Below are 23,683 nucleotides of genomic sequence, written 5' to 3' on the forward strand. Positions count from 1 at the left end.
TTGATTTTTCCTCAGTCCCCCTTTTTTGTATGTTCGTATCAGTGTATAGTAATGATGATCAGTGTTAAAGAGGATGAAAATGGTGGGAATAACTAATGTTTGATAAAAGGATCATGCACTTACCGGGTGCTAAAAATTTAATTTTGTTTTTACTGGCTTTTACCCTGGCGCAATCGCTGGCCATAGTCGGCCAGACCCTAGCCGTTTCTCGGGCGATCGTTAACTTGTGGAACGGGGGCCACTTAAACGCGCAGTTTGGATGGTTGGGCTTATTTGTTGGCTGTTATTTGTTGCGGCACCTGGCCGTTTACGTTAAAGAACAACGGTTGGATCGGTTTGCCGCGACTCAATCGCAGGCGATCAGAAACCAGTTGTTGGCTAAAATTTTTCGTGTCGGTCCTCAGATCACGCAAAAACAGGGAACTGGTAACGTGACGACAATGGCACTAGAGGGGATCGACCAGGTCGAAGATTATTTGAGCTTGAGTTTGTCTAAGATGATCAACATGATGATCATTCCTTTCGTGATTTTAATTGCGATCGGTTGTTATGACCTCAAGGCCGCGTTATTTTTACTGTTGATCTTGCCGGTCGACATCATTTTTATGATCGTTTTGGGTTACGCCGCTCAGGATAAGGCGGATAAGCAGTACAAGTCATACCAACTGCTGACGAATCATTTTGTGGACTCGTTGCGCGGGATCGACACCCTGAAATTCTTTGGTCTCAGTAAAAAATACGGTAATAGTATTTTTAAAACGAGTGAGAAATTTCGTAAAGCAACGATCGCGACGTTAAAAATTGCGATCTTGTCGACATTTGCACTCGATTTCTTTACGACGCTTTCGATCGCGGTCGTCGCGGTCTTTTTAGGCTTGCACTTGATCGCGGGTAAAATATTACTGTACCCCGCGCTCGTAGTTTTGACTTTAAGTCCGGAGTATTTCTTACCGATCCGTGATTTTTCTAACGATTATCACGCCACACTGGACGGGAAAAATGCCTTTCAGGCGATCAACGATATTTTAGCCGTCAAGGAAGAAACGCCACAACAAGTAACACTTCCGGCGTGGTCGGCTGCTAGCAGCTTAAAAGTGCAGCAGTTATCCTACAGTTACCCACATGCCGGTCACGAAAACCACTTCGAATTCGAGTTACACGGTTTTCAAAAAGTCGGCGTCGTTGGTTTAAGCGGTGCGGGCAAATCGACTTTGATCGGGTTACTAAGCGGTTTTATCCAGCCCGACCGGGCACAAATTACCTACGGAAAAACCGAGTTGACCTCGTTTAAACAGGCGGACTGGCAAAAACAAGTGATTTACATTCCGCAAAACCCGTACATCTTTCACGCGACTCTGCGAGAAAATATTACTTTTTATCAGCCCGAAGCAACGTCCGCACAAATCGCACAGGCCGTTGAGGTTGTCGGCTTGACTGAGTTAGTGGCCACCTTACCGGCAGGATTAGAGACGGTGATCGGCGAAGGGGCACGGACTTTGAGTGGGGGACAGGCGCAACGGATCGCCTTAGCGCGGGCATTTTTGGATCCGAGTCGCAAGATCATTTTATTCGATGAACCCACGGCGCACTTAGACATTGAAACTGAAGTAGAGCTGAAACAACGGATGTTGCCGTTGATGAAAGACCGGTTGGTAATTTTTGCGACTCACCGTTTGCACTGGTTAAAGCAAATGGACCGGATCTTGGTCTTGCAAAACGGTCGGGTAGTCGAGGCGGGAACCTTAGCTGAATTGAAGCAAAAAAATGGTGCTTTAGTGCAATTGCAAAGTGCGATGGGGAGGATCTAGGATGAAAATAATTAAGTTACTTAAAAACGACACTTGGATCAAGCCCTTTTTAGGTAAGTATGCAAAGTCGATGATCTTGGCTCTCTTTTTAGGGTTTATGACCTTCTTTTGTGGTGCGGCCTTGATGTTTAATTCGGGTTATTTGATCAGCAGGTCGGCTGCCTTGCCGGAAAATATTTTGATCGTCTACGTGCCGATCGTTTTGACCAGAGCATTTGGGATCGGCCGGCCGGTCTTTCGTTACTTAGAACGACTGACTAGCCATAACTGGGTTTTGAAGTTAACTAGTGAGTTGCGGTTGCGTTTATATAATATTTTGGAAAAAAACGCGGTCTTTTTTAAGGAACGTCATCAGACCGGAGATATCTTGGGATTGTTATCAGATGATATCGATCACTTGCAAAATCTCTACCTAAAAACGGTATTCCCGACGATCGTAGGTTGGGCCTTGTACGTCGTGATCGTGATCGCGCTGGGTTATTTTTCTCTTTTCTTTGCCTTAGTGATGCTGCTGTTACTCAGCATCTTGACGATTTTAATGCCGCTAGTTTCGCTGCTCGCTAACGCCGCTAAGCAGGAGCGTCAAAAGGCTTTGACTAATAATTTATACAGCGGACTGACCGATAACGTGCTGGGAGTTTCTGACTGGATCTTCAGTCAGCGCGGCGCGCAGTACGTTAAGCAACATGCGGCTAAAGAAAAACAGGTGCGGGCGGTCAAGAGTCAGCTAAACCACGCCGAGCACCTGCGTAACTTTTTAGTCCAGTTGGTGATCGCGGTCGTGACGGTAGCGGTCGTGTGCTGGGCGGCCTTCCAGTTTCCGGGCAATCACGGTGGTGCGGCCAATTGGATCGCGGCTTTTGTGCTGGTGATTTTTCCGTTAAGTGACGCGTTTAAGGATCTGGCTGGTGCTGCCCAGGAAAGTAATTCGTATTCGGATTCACTGGTACGTTTGAATGATTTGGCTCAACAAGACCAGGAGCCGGTAACCGCGAACCCAGCAGCAGCAACGGTGTCCTTGCAGGCGCCGTTTAGTTACCAAATCAACGACCTTCATTTTAGTTATGACCACCAACACGAAGTCTTGCAGGGACTTGACCTGCGTTTTGAACAGGGACAAAAGGTGGCAATTTTAGGCCGGAGTGGTGCGGGCAAGACAACTTTGATCCACTTGTTGCGTGGGGACTTGCAACCGACTAGTGGGCAAATCTTGTTAAATGGTGTACCGGTAGCTCAGCTGCAAGAGCGCATCAGTGAGTTTGTCGGTGTGATCCACCAGACGCCGTATTTGTTTAATACCACGGTCAGAAATAACCTGAAGATCGGTAATGAGAACGCTAGTGATCAGGAGTTGTGGGACGTTTTACAGCGAGTCGGTTTAGCTGAAATGGTCAAGGAGCTACCTGCAGGCTTGGATACCCAAGTCGATGAAGCGGGGAATCGCTTTTCTGGCGGCGAAAGTCACCGGCTGGCGTTAGCACGGATCTTACTGCAAAACGTGCCACTGGTAATTTTAGACGAACCGACGGTTAGCTTGGATCCGTTGACGGAACAAGAACTGATCGAAACTTTCGTGGAACAATTAAAGGGAAAAACGCTGATCTGGGTCACCCACCACTTGCAGGGCTTGTCGTTGATGGACCAGGTGATTTTTATCGAAGATGGCAAACTAAAAATGAGCGGAGCACCTAGTGACTTGGCCGCCCATAACCACTATTACCAGCAACTGCTAGCGATCGACCACGGAGAATTATAAATAAGTTGCGCAAACTGCTGCTTTTGGGAGCGCGATTAATCAAGTTGTAAGTTAAATGCTGGCTTGAAAAACGTGATTAAGTCCATTACTTACGGAAACTAAAAATGGGACCGGAACAAAAGATAATTTTGTCCCAGTCCCATTTCCCGGTTTTAACTTTTACGTTGTAATAATTTGCGCGCTAGACGGTAAATTTTTTGAGCTTCCTTTTGATTGGGGAGCTGGTTGATCTGTGCCAATGCTTGGTTGGTGTAATCTAAAGCCAACTGTTTAGCCGCGGTGATGCCTCCAGTCTGTTGGACTAAATTAGCGACTTCTTGAATTTGTGCGGCACTGATATCTTTTTTGAGTGCTAGTAAAGGAGCTAATTTATCCGGTGCTTGATGATAGGCAAAGAGTAGTGGAGAAGAATAAACGCCCTGGGCAACGTCTTCAAAGACCGGCTTTTTAAGTTCTTCGGGATTGCTGGAATAGTCGAGGATGTCGTCGTAAATTTGAAAAGCGATCCCGATGTTTTCGCCGATCTTGCCGGCCAGTTCTTCTTGTGCGCCAGTCCCACCGCCAAAGTGGATCCCCTCCATGCAAGCGAGTTTGAAGAGCGCGGCGGTTTTGCCCTTGATGTTTTCTAAGTAATCTGCGATCGTTTGGTCTAAGGAGTAGCGCAGATGCATCTGACTGAGTTCACCTAGCAACAACTGGTGCATGATCCGGGCGTTGACTTCCATGTAAGGTGAGCCGTTGATGGCTTCGGTCAGTAATTTAAAGAAAATGGTCAGTAAAAAGTCCCCGGCGTAAACAGCAATGTCTTTGCCGTAACGGGACTGGACGGTGACCTTGCCGCGGCGCAACGGGGAATCGTCAACGATGTCGTCGTGAATCAAAGTGGCTTTGTGCAATACCTCTAGGGAAGCGGCGATTTTGAGTAATTGCTCGGGGTGTTTTGTTGCTGTTTGTCCCAAGCGGGTAAAAAGTAAAAAAAGTCCCGGGCGTAATTGTTTACCTTGGTCATCTGCGATGGTGGCCATTAGTTCTTGGACGTTTGGATTATCGGTTTGGATCCGCTGGGTGATCAGCGAATCAACTTGTTGTAATTGCCGGGCGATGTGCGGATAATTGCTCCATAATGTGGACATTTCTGAATTCCTTCCTGTATGTGGAAAATTAAATCTATATAGGTATATTAAACCATAATTTACTAAGATGTAAAAAATATTGAAAGGGTGTGGCGTTTTGTCACTGCGAGTTTTTTTAGAATTAGTGGAGATCAAGGCTAAGACCGCGAGTGTTTTGCCTTTTATTTTGGGTGCTTGTTACAGTTGGTATAACTTTCACGAACTGCATCCGGTATTAATGGTCGCTTTTTTTGTGGCGATGTTTTTATTTAACATGGCTGTCGACATTTTGGATAACTATAATGATTACCACCATGCCGTCGATCAAAAAAATTATAAGCAAAATACTAACATTATTGGCCGAGAACATTTATCATTAAGGTTAGTATTTAATATTATGATGGCGCTGGTAGTCGTTGCGACCGTGATCGGGTTAGCGTTAGTTGCTGTTGCCGGGTGGCAGGTCTTAGTTTTAGGAGTGATTTGTTTTTTGGTGGGCTTTTTTTATTCGTCTGGCCCGCGGCCCTTATCGAGTTTACCGGTCGGGGAATTAGTTTCCGGCCCGACGATGGGTTTTTTGATCACTTTGATCTGCGTTTACCTTAATACCTATGAGCAATTCGTGTGGGATTGGCCAACTCTGGGTAAAATCTTTGTGATTACTTTACCTAACGTTTTGTGGATCTCCAATCTGATGCTTGCCAATAATACTTGTGACTTAGCTGAAGACGAAAGTAATCATCGTTATACGTTGGCTCATTACTTGGGACGACAAGGGGCAGTTGATTTGTTTGTCATTGCTAACGTCGCTGCAATTATCGCATTGCTCGCGGGTGTTTTTATGGGGATCGCTCCGTGGAGTGTTTTGCTTACGGTAGTTATTTTACCGGTGATCATTAACAATATTAGGCTGTATGTCCACAAACAGGAAAAACGCGCAACTTTTTCTTGTGCCGTCAAGATCTTAGCACTAGGTTCTACCGCACAGGCCGTAACGTACTTGGCTTATATCATATTTACACTATAAGGAGAGATTTAAATGAAAGAAGTCGTTATTTTAGGTGCCGGTTATGCGGGGTTAAGGGCCCTTCATTTCCTGCAAGCAAATCAGGGTGGTTTTCACATTACCTTAGTCGACCAAAACGATTATCATTACGAAGCAACTGACCTCCATGAAGTCGCTGCCGGAACGCAGCCGCCGGAAAAGATCTTATACCCGATCGCAGACATCGTGGATGAAGGGGTGACGACATTTGTGCAGGCAAGAGTCGAAAAAATCGACCGCCAAAACCAACAGGTAACGTTGGACAATGATATTACCATCTCTTACGATTATTTGATCGTCGGCTTAGGCTTTCGTTCAGAATCATTTGGTATCAAGGGTGTTAGCGAAAATTCATTAGAAATGGTCAATGTTAAGACCGCCGTTGCAGTTCACGAACACATTGTTAGTCGCATGCAAGATTACAAAAAGACCCAAGATCCGGATGACTTGAAAATCGTCGTCTGCGGTGCAGGTTTCACGGGAATCGAATTATTAGGTGCGCTAAATGATGCCCGTAAAGACTTAGCAGCAATTGCTGGCGTGGTTCCAGAAAGGATTGAAATTTACGTTGTCGAAGCTGTAACTCGCTTGTTGCCGATGTTCCCTGAAGAACTGGCTAACTACGGTGTTTCGCAGTTACAAAGCTGGGGCATTAAATTTTTGACGGGCAAACCGATCAAAGAGATCAAGCCGCAAACGGTAGTTTACCAAGACGATGCTGAAACCGGCGCAACTGCTGAACTGAAAGCTAATACCATCATTTGGACGACGGGTGTTTCTGGCAGTGAAGTCATGGATGCTTCTGGATTTAGTGCCCGCCGTGGTCGTGTGATGGTTAATAACGACTTACGGGACCCAGAATACCAAAACGTTTATCTTGTAGGTGATGATTCGGCCGTGATGGACCCGCAAAGCAATCGTCCGTACCCGACGACCGCACAGATCTCTTTGGTAATGGGCGAATTAGCCGCTAAAAATATCATGGCGCAATTGGCTGGGCGCGAAACAACTGAATTTTCCTATAAATCACTAGGAACGGTGGCTTCAATCGGCAATACTCATGCGTTTGGTGTGATCGGTAACGGAAAAATCGTTAAGGGTTACCCGGCATCCGTGTTGAAGAAGATCATCATGGATAAATCATTGATGGAAACCGGCGGGGCTAAAGAAATGCTCGCTAAGGGTCGTTTTGATTTGTATCATTAAAATGAGTTACGTAAAAAAGATTAGCAGTTGAGTACTAGCCTAGTTGCAATAAAACTACTTGGTTTTATTTGAAACGTAGCTGGGCGTAAATTGTTGTTTTTTGGAACACGATCAAACTAAGAAGAAGTTGAGGCAAAATGGTATTTGCTTCTAGCTTCTTCTTTTTTGTTGTTAAAATGATAATAATTCATTTTAAACTGAAAAAGTTGAATTTTACTAACATAAGTGATTATAGTAAACTAAGTGGTAATAAGTGTTGGGGAGGAAGTTATATGTTACCAAAAATTTCGCAAAGAATTTCACAGGAAGGCTCTGCCATGGATGAGTTGCTGGCGTTAAGTAACCAAAGCGATGCAATCTCGTTTGCGGCGGGTTATCCTGAAGGTGACCTTTTCCCGCAACAACAGTTAGCTGCAGCTTTTGATCACCTTTCAGCGAACTGTTCGGCAGAAGAACTTTACCAGTACGCGTCGGTTGACGGCTACTTACCGTTACGTCAAAAAATTGCGGTAGCTGCCAGTCGTAAGGGCAAAAAGGATCTGAGTGCAGCTAACGTGATGTTAACCCAAGGAGCACAACAGGGGATTAGTCTAATAGCCGATTTATTTTTGGATGTTGATGACGGCATCGTCGTAGAGGCCCCAACTTATATCGGTGCCCTGCAAGCTTTTGAAAGTCGCAAGCCGCAATTTTACGAGATGCAAATGCAACCGGACGGACCGGACTTGGAGCAATTAGAGCAGATCGTGCAACAACATCAAGTTAAGTTGGTGTACACGGTACCTAATTTTCAGAATCCAACGGGATATTGCATGTCGTTAGCGAAACGCCAAAAAATAGTAGAGTTGGCTGTTAAGTATAACTTCTTGGTTATTGAAGACGATCCTTACGGTGAATTGCGTTACCGGGGCACGGCTTTGCCTAGCATCCAGTCTTTTGATCAAACCGGAAACGTGGTCACACTGGGAAGTTTTTCCAAGATCCTTTCGCCCGCATTACGAACGGGGTGGTTGCTAGCTTCGACTGAACTATTACGCCTGATCAGTGATCTGCGTTCGGCCAGCGACTTTCAACCGTCTAACGTGGTCTTACGTTTGATCGACCAGTACTTGACTGATAATGATATTCAAGAACACATCGCGCAGTTAAAACAAATCTATGCGCGTAAATGTCAAAAAATGCACGATAGCTTAAAGCGTTATTTACCGCAGGAATGCTCGTATTCTGATCCAGATGGTGGCTTTTTTGTGTGGGTAACGTTGCCTCAGGGACTGCAAGGACGCACCTTACTGGAACAAAAATGTGGGGTAACGTTTATTGAAAGTTCGCAACTGTACGCCGTTTCACACCGCGCCGACCAGATCCGTTTGAACTTTACGGATGTGTCGGAAGAACAAATTGAGCGCGGTTGTCAGCTTTTAGGTCAGGCGATTGCGCGCAACATTCAACAATAGCAGTGCAATCGCGAAGAAAAAAGGGAGCACGATCAGTCTAACTTACGGAAAAATGGGACTGGAACAAAATTTTGTTCCGGTCTCTTTTGGTATATTTTTAATCATGGTTTTAATCGTGTTGCCCCAACTCCTTTAAATTAATCCTAAGAATGATTACAGCGAGGTGCTTGGTACCTGCGTGTTATTTTTAACATGGTATAATTAATTAAATCACTTACTAATACCAGTAATTGGTTGTAACTAATGATGGTGGGATGATCAATGAATTTGCTATTCGCGGTCAACGATGATTTTGTAGAACAGATGTTAACCGTTATTTATTCACTTTACAGTAATTCAGATGCCACAAACTTAACGGTTTTTGTGATGCAAGAACGACAGTTGCGAGCTAGCGCACGGATCGCTGCGTTTTGTCGGCAGTTAAAAATCGCCTACCGTCCGATCATCATGCAAAAACGCGATTTTAGTGGTGCCAAAACTACCGAACGCTATCCCGAAACGATCTATTACCGGCTGTTAGCCTACAAGTACTTACCGGCAAATATCGACAGGGTCTTGTACTTAGACGCTGACGTGTTGTGTATCAACGACGTTTTGCCGTTATATCAAACCGACATCAGCGGTTATTTGTACGCGGCTTGTAGCCACAGTAAGTTGACTAACGTGACCGAGGTCGTTAATAAGGTTAGGTTGGGCAACGAAAATGCCTATTTTAATTCCGGGGTATTACTGATGAACCTGTCGTTATTACGCCAAGTGGCTAATGAAGTTGAGATCTATGATTTTATTGAAAAGAACCGCTTTAACTTATTGTTACCCGATCAGGATATTTTAAATGGTCTTTACGGGCAACAGATTTTAGCACTACCCGACGAGTACTGGAATTTTGATGCGCGCAAAAACCGCACCTACGAGATGCTAAGTAAGGGACAGTGGGATTTAAATTGGGTGGTAGCACACACCAAGATCTTGCATTTTTGTGGCCGGGAAAAGCCGTGGAAAACTGGCTATTTTGGTAGGTATTCGGCTTTATACAAACATTACGCGCACCGAGCTAGTTTGGTCGGACAAACCCAAGGAGAATAAGAACAGTGAACTGGCAAGATTACGTAACTGAACTGACGCACTTAAACCAATATTACCAGAAGTATCCGGTTATTGCGGGTAAGATCACAGCGGTCAAACAGGCGGTCTTAGCGTTTGCTGCCAAACGGTTACCGGTAACGCCGCTACCGCTGTTGGAGTTTAGCACCAAGCAACTCAAAGAGCAGTTATTACGGGGAAACGACTTATTTAGTGTAGCTAGTCAACTCAATAACTTGCGCCAAGTTTTGATCACTAATTTTGGTATCTGGCACGTTTTTTCACAGCAGTGGTGTCAGGACCTGATCCGTTACTTACACGGGCGGCGCGTCTTGGTGGTCTTAGCGGGAAACGGGGTGTTGGCTAGCCAATTGCCTCACGTGATCGCGACGGATAATTTTGCGTGGCAAGACCAGTCGATCACGCGTCCGGATCCGTGGACCGACGTCGTTTGTTTGGATGGGGTGGCGGCAGTTGAGCGGTACTCTTCTCAAGTAGACGTGGTGATCATGGAGTGGGCACCGGATAATACGCTGGTCGATTCTCAGATCTTAGAGCAGGTCAAAACGACTAACTGCGAATTATTAGTGATCGGAGAACTAAACGGCGCGACGAACTCGGCGCGATTTTGGCGACAAGCCCGGCTGCAGTTGGTTCCCGAATTAAACGTGCACCATCAACCCTTTGACTTTATTTCCGATCGGGTTTACCGTGTCAGTTGATTTAATAATAAAGTAGTGAGGAGCAGACAATGAAAATTTTAGTAGTCGATGATGATAAGGATATCGTAGAATTACTGAGCATTTATATTAGTAATGAAGGCTATGAAGTAGAAAAAGCCTATAATGGCAAAGAAGCTTTGACGAGGTTGAATACCACTCCTGACATTGATTTGATGATCCTAGACATTATGATGCCCCAAGTCGATGGCCTAGAGGTAGTTAAAGAAGTCAGAAAAGATTCGCAGATCCCGATTTTATTGTTGTCGGCTAAAACCGACGATCTAGACAAGATCCAAGGACTGATCCAAGGAGCTGACGATTACGTCACTAAACCATTTAATCCCTTAGAAGTGATGGCCCGGGTCAAATCGTTGTTACGCCGTTCGCGTCAACAGGTAACTCAAAAAGAGCCGGATCAATTAGAAGTCGGTCCTTTGATCATCAAAAAAGATTCGCACGAAGTCGTGACCGGCGACGGAAAAAATATTCAGCTGACGGCCCTAGAATTTGGCATTTTATACCTGTTGGCTAGCCATCCTAACCGGGTATTTTCGGCCGATGAGATCTTCGAACGCGTGTGGCAGCAAGAATCTGTCGTGTCCGCTAAAACGGTGATGGTCCACGTCAGCCATTTACGCGATAAGATCGAAGAAGCGACGGGCGGCGAAAAAGTGGTACAAACGGTTTGGGGAGTCGGCTATAAAGTCGAACTTCACTAGTAAACGGGAGTGTGACTGTGATGAAATTGCAGTTAACGGGACGTGAAAAAAGCGAACTTTTCGGAGAAGGGATCGTTACCGTCATTATCTTACTGTCGTTAAACATGTCGATCTTTTTGATTGCTAATCAACTGATCGCGGCTAATCCGGGCGTAGAAAACGGCATTTTTCAGATCAAAATGTCGCTGACTTTTGGTCCCCAGCACCTGCAGTTGTGGAGTTGGGGCTGGTTATTTACGGTCCTGATGCTAGTGGCCGATGCGTTTATCGTTTATTGGCGGTTGTTACGCCGGTACCGCCAGATGCAACTGCGTCACGTGATCGGTGAGTTGCACTACATCGCTGCGGGTCATTTTGACCATAAGATTCCGTTCGTATTGACGGGCCAAATGCAACGGGTGGTAGAAAGCGTCAATTCGCTGGTCGACAGCACGATCAATTCACTGGAAGAACAGCGCCAAAGTGAGAAATCCAAAGACGAACTGATCACTAATGTTAGCCATGATATTCGGACGCCGTTGACGTCGATCATCGGTTATCTAGGACTGATAGAAGATAAACAATATCAGAGCCAAGCAGACTTACTTAAATACACGCACACCGCTTATTTGAAATCCAAGCAAATGAAATCGTTGGTAGAAAATCTGTTTGAATATACTAAGGTGCAAACTCACGAGCAACTGAAATTAACGCAGATCGACTTGAACGCGTTACTGGAACAATTAGGAGCCAGTTTTGAGTTAGAAGCTAGTAAAAAGCAAATGGAAATTCACGTAAAAGAAACTGAGGATGTGCTGATGTTGCAAGCCGACGCGGAAAAATTAGCGCGTTTGTTTAACAATTTGATCACTAACGCACTCAAATATGGCAAAGACGGGCATAACATCTACCTGAGTGCCCAAAAAATTTCTAACCGTGAAGTGCAAATTGTGGTGGCAAACGACGGCGCACAGATCCCCGCGGCGTCATTAGCCCAAATCTTTGAACGCTTCTATAGAGTCGAGGGTTCACGTTCACAAGAAACGGGCGGGACCGGTTTAGGGCTGGCAATCGCCCGGGGAATAGTCGAGTTACACCACGGTTATATTTACGCCAAGTCGACGGCTGAGTTGACGGAGTTTATCGTTCATTTGCCACTCAAGCATAATCTAACGATCAAACCGCCGCTAGTTAAGCAATGATCAGATATTAGTAAAGGAATTGAGTAGATGGAGGCCAGTAAGTTAAAAAAAACGGTACTGCTGATGCTAATGGTCGTTTGGGGGCTCGACTGTGCGGCGTTTCCCGTTAACGCGGCCACGCTTTTGGACCAACAAACGGATAAATTGCAGGTGGCTGCTAACGCGGCAATAGCAGTCGACGCGACTAACGGGCAGGTCTTGTACGCTAAAAACGCTGCGGCTAAATTACCCGCGGCTTCTTTGACGAAATTATTGACGGTTTATTTGGTATTGCAAGCCGTGCACCAACGGCGGTTAAGCTGGCAGCAAAAATTAACTCCCGACGCGGCTGCGGTCAGTGTCAGCCACCAGCCGGGACTAGCTAACGTTACGTTACGAGCAGATAAGTCTTATACAGTAGCCCAGCTTTACCAAGCAACTTTGATCTATTCGGCTAATGCGACGGCGATGGTTTTGGCGCAAAAAGTGGGAGGTAGTCAGATCAAATTTATTGATCTGATGAAAAAGCAACTGCACCGCTGGCACATAAATGACGCTAAGCTCTACACGGCTAACGGGCTGGACAACGGTGAAGTGCGTTCAGATCGTTATCCTAACGCTCCAGACAACGCAACTAACGAATTTTCTGCCAGTGATATGGCGGTGATCGCGCTGCATTTAGTCCACGATTACCCGGAAGTCTTGCAGACTACCAGTGTGGCGCACTCGGTTTTTGATAACAGGGACCGGACGACGACGCCGCTGATCAACTGGAATTTGATGTTGCCGGGCAGTGCGAATGCCGACCCACAGTTGCCAGTCGACGGTTTAAAAACGGGGACTTCTAATGCGGCCGGTGCTAATTTTGTTGGCACCACTAATAAAAACGGTCACCGGATCATTACCGTTGTTTTAGGTGCTAGTCACCAGGATGAACAGGACCCGGGACGTTTTGTGGAGACAGCTAAATTAATGAATTTCGTGTACCAAAACTACGATTGGCTGTCACTAGATCATAAATTACCTGCTAGCTTGCCCGTAGTTGATGGTAGCAAAAAGACAGCAAAGGTGCGGCCGCTAAATTCCGCACATGTCTGGGTACCTAAAGAAGACGTGGCAACGGCGGTCGTTAGCGTTCAAACAACACCCGCCAAAAAGTCCGCACCGTTAGCGGCTGGTAGTCGTCTCGGTCGTTATCAAGTCAGGATCAATCGACACCGGCCATTTTATTTATCAGTGCCGGATCAAAATGAACTCGTCGCGCGCCACGGTGTGGCTAAAGCAAGCTGGTTTACCATCGTTCACCGTAAAATCACGACGTTTTTAACTGGAAGTTGAGGGGCTGAGATAAAACTTTGAAGTGCTCCATAATAGTTAGTTTCTATGTCTAACTATTATGGAGCACTTCACGCTTTTTGTCCCAACTCCTTTTTTATGCTCAAGTGGGATCAAAATAATTGGAGCAAGCAAACATTCGTATGTTATAATCAAGGTGAAAAATCCTTGTTGGAGGCGTAGCCGTGAAAAAGTCGATTTCACTGTTAAAAGAAGTCTTTCCAATCGTGTTGCCGTTATGTTTGAGTTACATCCCGATCGGTTTAGCTTGTGGTGTGTTGTTGCACGCGGCGGGATTTAACTTTTTGATGACACTGTTGGTCTCTCTTCTAGTTTTTTCTGGTGGTGCGCAGTTTATGATCGCTTCAATGCTGACGGTCCATGCTTCATTGCAAACGATCTTGTTGATGCTGCTGTTTTTGGAAATGCGGTATGCCTTGCTGGGTTCTAGTTTGTCCCAGTATGTCAGGGGAACTAGCAAAAAATTCTTACTAGTTTTTGCGGCGTCGATGAATGACGAAAATTACGCCGTGAACTACTTAAAATTTGTCACTGATAAAACGTGGACGCCCGAACAGGCCTTGCTGGTGGAACATTTTTCGCTGGCTTTTTGGTCGTTGTCTAACTTAGTGGGCAGCTTTTTAGGCGGCTTTATCACCATTAACCTGACGATCGTAGATTACGCGTTAACCGCGCTATTTATTTACATGGTAGTAATGCAAATTAAAAATAAACTGACGATCTTGATCAGCGTGGTGGCTGGCGTGTTTGCGGTATTGGCGTTAATGATACTTAAAAGTACAATGGGATTAGTGGTAGCTACTTTGTTGGCATCTTTGTTAGGATTTATGATTGAGGATCATTTAGTTAAAAAAGGCAAGACGCGTGGTTTTTGGCTGAAAAAGATCAAGCCGACGCCGGGCCGTAACGAAATCAAATCAGGAGATTAATTATGCAGATCACAAATACTACGGATCATTTCATCTTGATCTTATTATCAATGTGTGTCGCCTTTGTTCCGCGCTATTTGCCTATGCGCATTTTCTCGACTAGAAAGATCCCCGCATGGTTTAACGAGTGGATGAAATACGTGCCGGTATCGTTGTTTACCGCACTGGTAGTCAAGGATATTTTTATGAATACGCAAAATTATACTTTCGTGGGGGTCACCAACGTTTCTAAGATCTTGGCTTCGATCGTGGTGGTCTTGATCGCCTATTATTCCCGTTCGATGGGCTTAGCGGTCGTCGTGGGGTTGGTAGTAGTGGCGCTGTTAGCACTATTTTTACCGGCATAGTAATAAAAATATTATTTACTAGTGATATCGCTTTTTTCTGTGCCTTTGGCTTGTTATACTTAGAGTAGTTGTGGAGCAAGTGTGAAAGGTGGAGATTTTGATGAAAAAGATTATTTTAGATTGCGATCCTGGTCATGATGACGCGTTTGCCATCATGATGGCTGTTGCTGCACCTGAAATTGAATTACTGGCAGTAACGACTTCTGCTGGCAATCAGACTCCTGATAAAACACTGAACAATGCGTTACGAATGTTGACGCTTTTAGGCGCTAGTTCTGTCCCGGTTGCTGGTGGTAATCAAAAGCCCCTGTTACAAGACTTGATGATTGCCGATGACGTTCACGGGGAAACGGGTTTGGACGGCACTAAATTGCCCGCTCCGGGTTTTGCTCCTGAAAAAATGCCGGCTATTGAATTGATCGCGCGGACCTTGCGTGAACAAAGCGAACCGGTGACTTTAGTGGTGACCGGCCCGATGACTAATATTGCGTTATTTTTGAGTGTTTATCCGGAACTGAAAGCTAAAATTGCGCAGATCGTTTTGATGGGTGGCGGCAAGGGCTTTGGCAACTGGTCACCTGCAGCCGAATTTAACATTGCGGTCGATCCGGAAGCCGCTAGTTTGGTATTTAATGCGGGGATCCCGTTGGTGATGGCCGGTTTAAACGTGACGCACCAAGCGCAAATTTTAAAAGCAGACATTGAAGAAATTAGAAATATCGGTAACCCCGTAGCCGTTGCGATGGCTGAGTTACTTGATTTTTATGGAATTTATTACGGGCAAGACAAGTGGGGCTTTGCGGGTATCCCGGTTCATGATCCGGTAACCATCACCTGGCTGGTACATCCCGAATATTTCAAGAGCCTGACCGCCAATGTTGACGTTGAATTAGCTGGGACTTTGACACGGGGCGAAACGGTGGTAGATCAGTGGAACTTAACCGGTAAAAAACCGAATACGGAAGTCTTATTAGCCATTGATAGGGAAAAATTCGTGGCTTTGATTTGTGACTGTTTAAAGACCTTTTCTTAAATTAACAACATAGTGACCCAACAAGGGGGCGGGACAATTTTCTATCCTAGCTCCCTTTATTATGGTATGCTTTAATTTAAAACTGTGTAGGTAAGTAATTGGCTCAAGTAAGGAAGGTTGACTGATGAAACGCTGGTTAGGATGGATATTAGTGATCGCACTGGTGGCAGTGACTTTTATTGGCTTTGGACACACTAAGAAGTTGGAAAATGACCGCTATTTTTGGCGTACATTTAACCAGGGACAAACTGCTATCAAACGAGGCAACTATCTGCGGGCGCGTAAATTACTGACGGCGGCACAGAGTAAAAGAACTAACGACCGGCGCACCGTGGCTAGTTTAAAACAAGTTGAATTATACCAACAGGCGTTAAACTTTGCCGACCGCTATTCTTATCGGCAAGCCGCGCAGGTCTTGACGTCGGTGACGCAAATTAGCGGAGGTTCTCGGACGTTACGGCAGCGCGCCGCCAGTCAAAAGGTTAAGTTTACCAAGATCAACAAAAAACGCCAATCGTTGCATAGTGAGTATCAAGTTGCCCGTAAGTTAGCGCTAAAGGGCGAATATTTGGCTGCTAACCAAAAATTGCGGCGAGTCTTAACCGCTTCCGGGCGTCCTTACCGCGATGTGAGACACCAGGCGCGCCAGTTAAAGAAAAACAACGACTCCCACTTACAGCGTTTGGGCTACCAGTTGAATGAATGAGCATAGTTAAAGGAAACGTGGCAGATGAAATTTACTTGGCATAAAACTGACGAGCATAAAGAAACCGTTAAGCAATTTTTACAGGCAAAAGGTGTTAGTCACCGGATGTTTAGTCACATCAAACACGGTCAAGGAAAAGTCGTAGTTGACCGGCGAGTGCGGCCACTCTCCCGTGAATTGAGCGCAGCGGCGACGATTACGTTGATCTTGCCGGCGGAAAAGCCCGATCCGCGGGTAGCCGTTAGTCAAAACGAAATTACCGTCGTGTACGAGGACCAAAACTGGCTGGTCGTCGACAAACCAGCGGGGCTGACCTGTGTGCCAGGGCCCAGTAACCGTACGGACACTTTAGTCAACCGGGTCAAAGGATACTTGCAGGCACAGGGTTCTTCCGACCTCGTCCCCCATATCATTACCCGCTTAGACCGTTTTACCAGTGGGCTGGTGTTAGTAGCTAGGCATCGTTTTGCCCAGGGACTGCTGGAGAAAACTCCGGGAGCGGTGACCAAGGGCTACGTGGCGTTAGTTGCCGGGCAACTAACACACCAACACGGGCTGATCGAATTGCCGTTGGCCCGCAAGCCGGCAAGCTTTGCCCAAGAAGTCAACGATCAGGGCAAACCCGCTAAAACTGAATACTGGCAGCTGGCCGGTTTAGGTTCAGCTACTTTAGTGCGCGTCAAATTGCATACGGGAAGAACGCACCAGATCCGGGCGCATTTTGCGGCACTCGGGCACCCTTTGATTGGCGATGAACTTTACGGCGGACCAACTACACAGTTAAGTCGCCAGGCTTTGCACGCCGCTGATTTGCAATTAGCGGACCCGTTTACGAGCCAAAAACTGCAATTTAGCAGTTCATTACCGGCTGATATGGCCCAACAAGTAACATTATTACAAAAAAGAATGGGTCAGCACTAGATAGTGAAAAAATTAATATGTTAAAGTAGAAGAGGAAGGGAAGAGGTGGAAATATGACTCCTAAAAAAGAGGACTATTTGAAAATCATTTTTGAATTGGGTGGTGCGCACAAAAAGGTTAGTAATAAAAAAATTTCTGCTAGCCTAAGTGTTGCTGCAGGCTCAGTTACCGAAATGGTCACCAAGTTAAGCAAGGAAAAGTTGGTCAAGCATACTCCCTATGCAGGAATCTCGTTGACCAAATCAGGGGTAAAAGTAGCGGAAGACCTGATCAAACGACACCGTTTATGGGAAGAGTTTTTGGTGACTAAATTAGGCTATAACTTAGTTGACGTGCATAACGATGCGGAAGTTTTAGAGCACGCGACTAGTAATAATTTAATGGAACATCTAAATCAGTTCTTAGAGTTTCCTAAAAAATGTCCTCATGGCGGGTTGATTCCCGGTAACGTGACCGACTGCAATGAAGCTAACCAAGAATTACTAGCGGACGTTCCTAACGGGGAGCAAAAAGTGGTCGAGCGTTTTGTTGATAATCACGAATTATTAACCTACTTAGATGAAGTGCAGTTGAAATTAGGGCAACAATTAACAATTGAAGAACACGCGCCCTTTGAAGGGCCGGTACGAGTACGGCTGCAAGACGGCCAGCAACTCAATGTCAGCTATAAGGCTGCGCATTATATTTTCGTGAAATAATTTAAAAATAATGGAGTTGGGACAAAAAGCGTTTAGCAGTCGAGCACTAGCCTAGTTTCAAAGTAAAACCTGCACTTGGGTTTTATTTTGAAACGTAGCTAGGCACAAACTGCTGCTTTTTGGAGCACGATCAGTCTATTACTTACGGAAAACAAAAACAGGTGCTGGAACAAAACAGAGTTTTGCCCCAGCACCTGTATTTTCGTGAAATAATTTAAAAATAATACTGTTTTTTGACCATTAGTGTGCTATAATTACTTACGTAGTTTGAAGAGGTTTTTTTGGTAAGGATGTTTCAAATAATTTCCTCCATAAAGCGCCGATTAGAATTACAACATATCAATGTGCCTAACAGGCGCAATAAGGAGGATTCATTTAATGGAACAAGGTACAGTTAAGTGGTTTAATGCAGATAAAGGTTATGGCTTTATTACTCGTGAAGACGGTAGCGACGTGTTCGTTCATTTCTCAGCTATTCAAAGCGACGGCTTCAAGACTTTGGACGAAGGTCAACACGTTACTTTCGATGTAGAAGATAGCGACCGTGGCCCACAAGCAGCTAACGTAGTTAAAGACTAATAATTTTAGGGGGACGAAGGCAGTTAATGTCTAGTCCCTTTTTTATTTGGTATTAAAAGAGTGGCTTGCTATTTTGCTAGTGCAAACCACTCTTTTTTATTGGCGATTTTTATGTTACACTTTAATTGATACTAAATATCCACGTTTATTGAATGTCAATGACGTCTGACGGTAAAGTATTTCCCGTTTTGGCGGCCGGAAGTTCTAATGTTTTGCGTAACAGGTTAGTCACTCGTTGCTTTTCGGCTTGACGAGGGACTTCGAAGTCTTGCCCGTCTTTAGTCGCAAGATTACCTTGCAGGTGAGTTGCCTGTAAGTGGTGAGTGGCAGTATGATAACCGGATTCTAGTTGGACCATTTCTTTTAAGGTGAGGTTGGTAGTTAGCTGATGGGAAACAGTTTGTAAAAATTGTTCGTTCAGCAGGCTGTTAAGTTTAGTTCCCTTAAAAGCTAATTGCATTAGGACTTCTTGTTGGCGTTTTTGACGACCGTAATCGCCGTCGGGATCGGCGTAACGCATCCGCACGTAAGAAAGTGCTGCTTGCCCGTCGACGTGTTTTTTTTGTCCCTGAATAAAGCTGGCACCGCCGTACGAAAAGCTCAACGGCGGAGTAACATCTAGTCCACCGACTGCGTTGATCAACTTTTCTAGTCCCCCCATATTGATAGTAACGTAAAAATCAACTGGGACGTTGAGGTACTGTTGCACCGTTTGCACCGCGGAGCTAGAGCCGTCGTACATGTAAGCAGTATTTAATTTACTGGGGAAATCTTCTTCGTGATTGTAAACTGCTACTTCCGTATCGCGTGGTAAACTGACTAGGGTCATTTCCTTTTTTTGAGGGTTTAAAACGGCTAGTATCAAGGTGTCGGTCCGGCCCTTAAAAGTCCGCCCTAACGCTCCGGTATCGGTTCCTAGTAACAGTAAACTGAGTGGTTTTTTGTGTCGGAGCAATTGGTGGACGTCACGCTGTTGCTCATTAGTAGTTGCTTGGTAGATCTCGTCTGCCGTTGAGCTTGCCTTTTGGTACTTGTAATACAAAAAAGAACAGGCGACGCCTAAACAAGCGAAGAGTAGCACTAAAAAAGTGACCAGCAGTCCGGTATGACGTTTTTGGGAACGGTGTCTGGTATTTTGCGGGGAAAAATGCGGTTGTCCCATGATGTTCCTCCTCAGATCGAGTTACTTGTTCAAAGCAAGTGCCACAGTTTGGCGGCAATAATTGACTTGCTTTTCTCTATGGTAACTTTTTTATTAGTATTAAGACAAGAATTTTTTTCGTTAGGTTAAATAGTAGGCAAGGAGGTTAGAGACTAGATGTATTATTGTCAAAAATGTGGCAAAAAAAACGAGCAGGATGGCGACCATTGTTATTTTTGTCAGACATTACAAACAACTGCCACTGCGACCGAAACTAAAAAATGTAAAAAATGTCAGCGGCAAATCGCAGTTACCGCTAATTTTTGCAGTTATTGCGGGATGGATCAGGCTAAAATTTTGCTAGATGAACTTAAACCAGCGGCCAAAAAAGAAGCCCCTAAACAACCAAAGCCGGTCAAATTGACTGTCGAGCAACTGCAAGATCCCGCTAAATTAACGGAATTATTGCAACGGATCAAAGATGAAGAAAAAAAGCGGCCCCTGCGCAGGAACGAATCGCGGGTCCCGGGGTTAGTGGCTTCCACTAAATTATGGTTTAAAGACTGGCTGCACGTCAACAAAAGGGTAGGCAGGGCCGATTTTTGGTACGGCTTTTTAGGAATCTGGATGTTGTCGTTTCTGGTGGGGATCGTGATCGGCATGGTGGCTTCACTACTGACAAGTAGCGCTCCTAATTTAGTTCAACCCTGTGTGAAGTTAGGCTTAGCGCTTTGGTTTGCATTTTTTGTAGTGTCGTTACTAACGGCGTTGATGCGCAGGATGCACGATGCGGAAATTTCCGTGTACGTGGCTTGGCTGTTATTTTTGCCGCCGTTGGACATGGTGGCGCTGGCGTTGGCATTATTACCGCAACGTTTGACCAAGTTAAATTATACGTTTGAAGAACGTAAAAATCACAGGTAATAATTAGCAGGAAAGCGAAAGGGGAAATTAAGTTATGCAATTAACTAAAGCATTTGAACAAGCATCATGCATCGTGGCGTTATTAGCTACACAAAAAAGGTCGATCCCGTTATCGTCGAGTGTGATCAACCGGCGCTTAGACGGTTCGCCTACCTATTTACATAAGATCATGCGTAAATTAGTCGTGGGTGAATTAGTGACGTCGGTATCCGGCAATCGTGGTGGCTTTTCGTTGGCTAAGGAACCGGAAAATATCAGCTTTTTAGACATTTACGGGGCGATCGAAGGAACGGTCGATACTTTTCCCAATACGGGCATTTTCCAGCGGACATTTGGCGGCGTGTATAAGCCCTTGGCCCAGCAAGTCGACCAAAAGATCGATAATATCTTTCACGAAGCCGACCGGCGCTGGGCTAATTACCTAGACGGCATCACCGTGCAAGACGTTTTGTGGGAAACATTTCAAGTCGACGAGATCCCGTTGATCGATTGGAACGAAGTAGAAGATTAGTTTATCCTTTGCATGCCAACCATAAGGAGAGGTACTAAATGAAAAACGAGAATTATTACGGAGCAGATGCGGTCGTCGACAGTCTGATCAACCACGAAGTCCCCTTCGTCTTTGGAATCCCGGGTGCTAAGATCGACCGTTTATTCGAAAAATTAGACCATCCGACCAACCCGAATGCGCCCCGCTTTATCCTAACGCGTCACGAACAAAATGCGGCGTTTATGGCTGCGGGCATCGGACGGATCACCGGTAAGCCCGGGGTAGTGGTGGCTACGTCTGGCCCCGGGGCCGCTAATTTGGCGACGGGCTTAGCCACGGCTACTACCGAAGGCGACCCCGTGGTAGCGATCGCCGGTCAGGTCCAGCGGACCGATGTCTTACGTTTGACTCATCAGAGCATGAATAATACTTCGGTTTTTGCGGGAATTACCAAGTACGACGCCGAAGTGCAGGACCCAGAAAACATTTCGGAAGTGATCGCTAACGCCTATCAAGAAGCGACGGCCGCTAAACAGGGGGCTAGTTTTATTTCGATTCCCCAAGATGTCACGGATTCACAGGTCGCAACCAAGGTATTAAACCCCGTGCCGGATCCAATTTTAGGGCCGGCTAGCCCGGTAGAAGCGACCATGTTAGCTTCCCGGATCAAAAAGGCCGAGCTGCCTGTTTTACTGGTCGGCATGCGTGCCTCTGATCCCCAAACGACCACTGCGATCCGTAATTTGGTCAAGGAAACACACTTACCGGTCGTTGAGACCTTCCAGGGGGCGGGGATCATTTCCCGTGAACTAGAAAGTGATTTCTTTGGGCGCGTAGGGTTGTTTAGAAACCAGCCAGGCGATAAGTTGCTCAAAGAAAGTGACTTGGTGATCGCGATCGGCTACGATCCGGTCGAATACGAGCCGCGTAACTGGAACCAAAAAGAAGGCAGAAGCGTCGTAGTGATCGACACGATGAAAGCCCAACTCGATAAAAACTTTCAGCCTACCAGACAGTTGGTAGGTGACATTTCACAGACCCTGGAATTTCTGTTACCGTACATGAAGGGTTTTAAACTGACTACACGTTCTAAAACGATCTTGGCTCAACTACGCGAGCAGTTGAACTTGCGCGATGAGCCGCCGGCGCTCAAAGACGGTCAGTTAGTTTCGCATCCTCTCAGCGTGATCCGCAACTTGCAAAAACGGGTGACCGATGAGATGACCGTGACGGTCGATGTCGGTAGTTTTTACATTTGGATGGCCCGCCATTTTCGCAGTTACGAGCCCCGGCACTTGCTGTTTAGTAACGGGATGCAAACCCTCGGGGTGGCGTTACCGTGGGCGATCGCAGCCGCGTTAGTCCGGCCTAACACACAGATCGTTTCGGTTTCTGGCGACGGTGGTTTTTTGTTTTCGGCACAAGATCTAGAAACGGCCGTGCGCTTAAAGTTAAACATCGTCCAGTTGATCTGGGATGATGGTAATTACGACATGGTCAAATTCCAAGAAGAAATCAAGTACGGGCAAAATGCGGCGATCAAATTCGGCCCCGTTGACTTCGTAAAATACGCCCAGAGTTTTGGCGCTACGGGTTTGCGGGTCAATCAGGCAAGCGAACTAGGGGCCGTGTTAGACCAAGCATTTGCGACTAAAGGACCGGTCGTAGTCGATATTCCCGTCGATTATAGTTTTAACCAAGAATTAGGCAAGCAGATCTTAGACGACCAGTTGCACTAGAAAGCGAGGAGAATTAATGCAGCCAGATTATACTAAAATGTATCAGCACGGCACGCTCGCGCTGTTAGTTCCCGGCTTGTTGGCGGGGACGATGACGGTAGGAGAAATTTTACAAAAGGGTGATACCGGCATCGGTACGGCGACCGGCTTAGGCGGAGAAATGGTCGTGCTAGCTGGTAAGGCATACCTAGTATTGAGTACCGGAGAGGTCAAATTGCTCCCTGCTGAAACTAAGGTGCCGTTTGCCACGCTGCATTACGACGACCCCACATTGTCTGGGACTCCAGTCAATGAGTTAACGCAAGAGCAGTTAGGAAAATGGGTCTTTGAACGCCAAGCGCTGAAAAATATTTTCTTTGCCGTGAAGATCACGGGGCAGTTCGCGCAGATCAAAACACGGGCCGTGGCGCAACAAGAACGGCCGTACCCACCGCTGGCTGCGGTTGCCGATCAGCAGGCGGTCTTTACGGGCAAAAATAGTCAGGGAACGATCGTTGGCTATTACGCGCCGGAACTGTTTCAGGGAATGGCAGTTGCCGGTTTTCACTTACACTATTTAAACGCGGCTCACGACTTAGGCGGCCACGTGTTAGATTTTAGTTTGCAAAGCGGGCGGGTATTTGTCCAACCATTTGCGACGGTCGAACAGCATTTTCCGCTGACCGATCAGGAATTTATGCACCACGATTTTGATTTGACGGGTTTAGACGAGCAGATCAAACATTCCGAGTCCGGACACTAAGTAATATTTTTTA

At 45.9% G+C, this 23,683-nt stretch carries 23 protein-coding genes; 21 read left to right on the forward strand and 2 right to left on the reverse strand.

Annotation, left to right across the window (positions count from 1 at the left end; genetic code table 11):
- Nucleotides 1-95: 95 nt before the first annotated feature.
- Both cydD and cydC read left to right on the forward strand, forming a co-directional pair.
- Nucleotides 96-1,808 carry a thiol reductant ABC exporter subunit CydD gene (gene cydD / locus ACSYSK_RS02240; RefSeq protein WP_491715340.1) on the forward strand — a complete coding sequence of 571 codons (1,713 nt, stop codon included), beginning with the start codon at nucleotides 96-98 and terminating at the stop codon, nucleotides 1,806-1,808.
- A 1-nt stretch (nucleotide 1,809) separates the two neighbouring features.
- Nucleotides 1,810-3,564 carry a thiol reductant ABC exporter subunit CydC gene (cydC, locus tag ACSYSK_RS02245; protein WP_491715341.1) on the forward strand — a complete coding sequence of 585 codons (1,755 nt, stop codon included), beginning with the start codon at nucleotides 1,810-1,812 and terminating at the stop codon, nucleotides 3,562-3,564.
- Nucleotides 3,565-3,716: 152 nt separating this feature from the next.
- Here cydC and ACSYSK_RS02250 read toward each other — a convergent pair whose 3' ends face one another.
- A complete protein-coding gene (locus ACSYSK_RS02250; RefSeq protein WP_491715342.1) occupies nucleotides 3,717-4,697 on the reverse strand; it encodes a polyprenyl synthetase family protein in 981 nt (326 codons plus the stop codon).
- Between the two features lie 97 nt (nucleotides 4,698-4,794).
- Here ACSYSK_RS02250 and ACSYSK_RS02255 point away from each other — a divergent pair, with 97 nt between their 5' ends.
- From ACSYSK_RS02255 to ACSYSK_RS02325, 15 genes are all read left to right on the forward strand, one after another.
- Nucleotides 4,795-5,703 carry a prenyltransferase gene (locus ACSYSK_RS02255; protein WP_491715343.1) on the forward strand — a complete coding sequence of 303 codons (909 nt, stop codon included), beginning with the start codon at nucleotides 4,795-4,797 and terminating at the stop codon, nucleotides 5,701-5,703.
- A gap of 12 nt (nucleotides 5,704-5,715) precedes the next feature.
- Nucleotides 5,716-6,927: an NAD(P)/FAD-dependent oxidoreductase gene (locus ACSYSK_RS02260; RefSeq protein WP_491715344.1), complete on the forward strand. Its 1,212-nt coding sequence runs from the start codon at nucleotides 5,716-5,718 to the stop codon at nucleotides 6,925-6,927.
- A 272-nt stretch (nucleotides 6,928-7,199) separates the two neighbouring features.
- The gene (locus ACSYSK_RS02265) at nucleotides 7,200-8,381 is read left to right on the forward strand and encodes an aminotransferase-like domain-containing protein (RefSeq protein WP_491715345.1); all 1,182 of its coding nucleotides are present in this window, start codon (nucleotides 7,200-7,202) and stop codon (nucleotides 8,379-8,381) included.
- A 261-nt stretch (nucleotides 8,382-8,642) separates the two neighbouring features.
- Nucleotides 8,643-9,467, forward strand: a complete 825-nt coding sequence (locus ACSYSK_RS02270) for a glycosyltransferase family 8 protein (protein ID WP_491715346.1) — start codon at nucleotides 8,643-8,645, stop codon at nucleotides 9,465-9,467.
- A gap of 5 nt (nucleotides 9,468-9,472) precedes the next feature.
- On the forward strand, nucleotides 9,473-10,186 hold the full coding sequence (locus tag ACSYSK_RS02275) for an SAM-dependent methyltransferase (RefSeq protein WP_491715347.1): 714 nt from the start codon (nucleotides 9,473-9,475) through the stop codon (nucleotides 10,184-10,186).
- Nucleotides 10,187-10,215: 29 nt separating this feature from the next.
- The gene (gene croR, locus ACSYSK_RS02280) at nucleotides 10,216-10,905 is read left to right on the forward strand and encodes a response regulator transcription factor CroR (RefSeq protein ID WP_491715348.1); all 690 of its coding nucleotides are present in this window, start codon (nucleotides 10,216-10,218) and stop codon (nucleotides 10,903-10,905) included.
- A gap of 20 nt (nucleotides 10,906-10,925) precedes the next feature.
- Complete coding sequence (locus tag ACSYSK_RS02285) at nucleotides 10,926-12,086, forward strand: sensor histidine kinase (protein ID WP_491715842.1); 1,161 nt, start codon at nucleotides 10,926-10,928, stop codon at nucleotides 12,084-12,086.
- Nucleotides 12,087-12,113: 27 nt separating this feature from the next.
- Entirely contained in the window at nucleotides 12,114-13,403 is a 1,290-nt protein-coding gene (locus ACSYSK_RS02290; RefSeq protein WP_491715349.1) for a D-alanyl-D-alanine carboxypeptidase family protein, read from the forward strand.
- A gap of 182 nt (nucleotides 13,404-13,585) precedes the next feature.
- Nucleotides 13,586-14,350, forward strand: coding sequence for an AzlC family ABC transporter permease (locus tag ACSYSK_RS02295; protein WP_491715350.1), 765 nt, complete (start codon nucleotides 13,586-13,588; stop codon nucleotides 14,348-14,350).
- Between the two features lie 2 nt (nucleotides 14,351-14,352).
- Nucleotides 14,353-14,697 carry an AzlD domain-containing protein gene (locus ACSYSK_RS02300; protein WP_491715351.1) on the forward strand — a complete coding sequence of 115 codons (345 nt, stop codon included), beginning with the start codon at nucleotides 14,353-14,355 and terminating at the stop codon, nucleotides 14,695-14,697.
- Between the two features lie 100 nt (nucleotides 14,698-14,797).
- Nucleotides 14,798-15,730, forward strand: coding sequence for a pyrimidine-specific ribonucleoside hydrolase RihA (gene rihA, locus ACSYSK_RS02305; RefSeq protein WP_491715352.1), 933 nt, complete (start codon nucleotides 14,798-14,800; stop codon nucleotides 15,728-15,730).
- Between the two features lie 124 nt (nucleotides 15,731-15,854).
- Complete coding sequence (locus ACSYSK_RS02310) at nucleotides 15,855-16,436, forward strand: hypothetical protein (RefSeq protein WP_491715353.1); 582 nt, start codon at nucleotides 15,855-15,857, stop codon at nucleotides 16,434-16,436.
- Between the two features lie 24 nt (nucleotides 16,437-16,460).
- Nucleotides 16,461-17,357 (forward strand): RluA family pseudouridine synthase, encoded by an 897-nt coding sequence (locus ACSYSK_RS02315; RefSeq protein WP_491715354.1) that lies wholly within the window; start codon nucleotides 16,461-16,463, stop codon nucleotides 17,355-17,357.
- Between the two features lie 53 nt (nucleotides 17,358-17,410).
- Nucleotides 17,411-18,055 (forward strand): metal-dependent transcriptional regulator, encoded by a 645-nt coding sequence (locus ACSYSK_RS02320; RefSeq protein WP_491715355.1) that lies wholly within the window; start codon nucleotides 17,411-17,413, stop codon nucleotides 18,053-18,055.
- A gap of 378 nt (nucleotides 18,056-18,433) precedes the next feature.
- Entirely contained in the window at nucleotides 18,434-18,634 is a 201-nt protein-coding gene (locus ACSYSK_RS02325) for a cold-shock protein (RefSeq protein WP_491715356.1), read from the forward strand.
- A 145-nt stretch (nucleotides 18,635-18,779) separates the two neighbouring features.
- Here the strand turns inward: ACSYSK_RS02325 and ACSYSK_RS02330 are convergent, their stop codons facing one another.
- A complete protein-coding gene (locus ACSYSK_RS02330; RefSeq protein WP_491715357.1) occupies nucleotides 18,780-19,796 on the reverse strand; it encodes an LCP family protein in 1,017 nt (338 codons plus the stop codon).
- Nucleotides 19,797-19,952: 156 nt separating this feature from the next.
- Between ACSYSK_RS02330 and ACSYSK_RS02335 the strand changes: the two genes are divergently transcribed.
- Genes ACSYSK_RS02335 through budA form a run of 4 tightly spaced genes read left to right on the forward strand, consistent with a single transcriptional unit; the run spans nucleotide 19,953 to nucleotide 23,670 of the window.
- Entirely contained in the window at nucleotides 19,953-20,699 is a 747-nt protein-coding gene (locus tag ACSYSK_RS02335) for a DUF805 domain-containing protein (protein WP_491715358.1), read from the forward strand.
- A gap of 34 nt (nucleotides 20,700-20,733) precedes the next feature.
- Entirely contained in the window at nucleotides 20,734-21,210 is a 477-nt protein-coding gene (locus ACSYSK_RS02340; RefSeq protein ID WP_491715359.1) for an Rrf2 family transcriptional regulator, read from the forward strand.
- 38 nt (nucleotides 21,211-21,248) lie between these two features.
- Nucleotides 21,249-22,928 carry an acetolactate synthase AlsS gene (alsS, locus tag ACSYSK_RS02345; protein WP_491715360.1) on the forward strand — a complete coding sequence of 560 codons (1,680 nt, stop codon included), beginning with the start codon at nucleotides 21,249-21,251 and terminating at the stop codon, nucleotides 22,926-22,928.
- Between the two features lie 16 nt (nucleotides 22,929-22,944).
- Complete coding sequence (budA, locus tag ACSYSK_RS02350; RefSeq protein ID WP_491715361.1) at nucleotides 22,945-23,670, forward strand: acetolactate decarboxylase; 726 nt, start codon at nucleotides 22,945-22,947, stop codon at nucleotides 23,668-23,670.
- The last annotated feature ends 13 nt before the right edge of the window (nucleotides 23,671-23,683 follow it).

Source organism: Ligilactobacillus sp. ESL1201 (assembly GCF_058503265.1).

Coding starts and splice junctions, on each gene's coding strand:
- cydD (WP_491715340.1), top strand. CDS start 96: ATGTTTGATAAAAGGATCATGCACTTACCGGGTGCTAAAAATTTAATT.
- cydC (WP_491715341.1), top strand. CDS start 1,810: ATGAAAATAATTAAGTTACTTAAAAACGACACTTGGATCAAGCCCTTT.
- ACSYSK_RS02250 (WP_491715342.1), bottom strand. CDS start 4,697: ATGTCCACATTATGGAGCAATTATCCGCACATCGCCCGGCAATTACAA.
- ACSYSK_RS02260 (WP_491715344.1), top strand. CDS start 5,716: ATGAAAGAAGTCGTTATTTTAGGTGCCGGTTATGCGGGGTTAAGGGCC.
- ACSYSK_RS02265 (WP_491715345.1), top strand. CDS start 7,200: ATGTTACCAAAAATTTCGCAAAGAATTTCACAGGAAGGCTCTGCCATG.
- ACSYSK_RS02270 (WP_491715346.1), top strand. CDS start 8,643: ATGAATTTGCTATTCGCGGTCAACGATGATTTTGTAGAACAGATGTTA.
- croR (WP_491715348.1), top strand. CDS start 10,216: ATGAAAATTTTAGTAGTCGATGATGATAAGGATATCGTAGAATTACTG.
- ACSYSK_RS02285 (WP_491715842.1), top strand. CDS start 10,926: ATGAAATTGCAGTTAACGGGACGTGAAAAAAGCGAACTTTTCGGAGAA.
- ACSYSK_RS02290 (WP_491715349.1), top strand. CDS start 12,114: ATGGAGGCCAGTAAGTTAAAAAAAACGGTACTGCTGATGCTAATGGTC.
- ACSYSK_RS02300 (WP_491715351.1), top strand. CDS start 14,353: ATGCAGATCACAAATACTACGGATCATTTCATCTTGATCTTATTATCA.
- rihA (WP_491715352.1), top strand. CDS start 14,798: ATGAAAAAGATTATTTTAGATTGCGATCCTGGTCATGATGACGCGTTT.
- ACSYSK_RS02310 (WP_491715353.1), top strand. CDS start 15,855: ATGAAACGCTGGTTAGGATGGATATTAGTGATCGCACTGGTGGCAGTG.
- ACSYSK_RS02315 (WP_491715354.1), top strand. CDS start 16,461: ATGAAATTTACTTGGCATAAAACTGACGAGCATAAAGAAACCGTTAAG.
- ACSYSK_RS02320 (WP_491715355.1), top strand. CDS start 17,411: ATGACTCCTAAAAAAGAGGACTATTTGAAAATCATTTTTGAATTGGGT.
- ACSYSK_RS02325 (WP_491715356.1), top strand. CDS start 18,434: ATGGAACAAGGTACAGTTAAGTGGTTTAATGCAGATAAAGGTTATGGC.
- ACSYSK_RS02330 (WP_491715357.1), bottom strand. CDS start 19,796: ATGGGACAACCGCATTTTTCCCCGCAAAATACCAGACACCGTTCCCAA.
- ACSYSK_RS02335 (WP_491715358.1), top strand. CDS start 19,953: ATGTATTATTGTCAAAAATGTGGCAAAAAAAACGAGCAGGATGGCGAC.
- ACSYSK_RS02340 (WP_491715359.1), top strand. CDS start 20,734: ATGCAATTAACTAAAGCATTTGAACAAGCATCATGCATCGTGGCGTTA.
- alsS (WP_491715360.1), top strand. CDS start 21,249: ATGAAAAACGAGAATTATTACGGAGCAGATGCGGTCGTCGACAGTCTG.
- budA (WP_491715361.1), top strand. CDS start 22,945: ATGCAGCCAGATTATACTAAAATGTATCAGCACGGCACGCTCGCGCTG.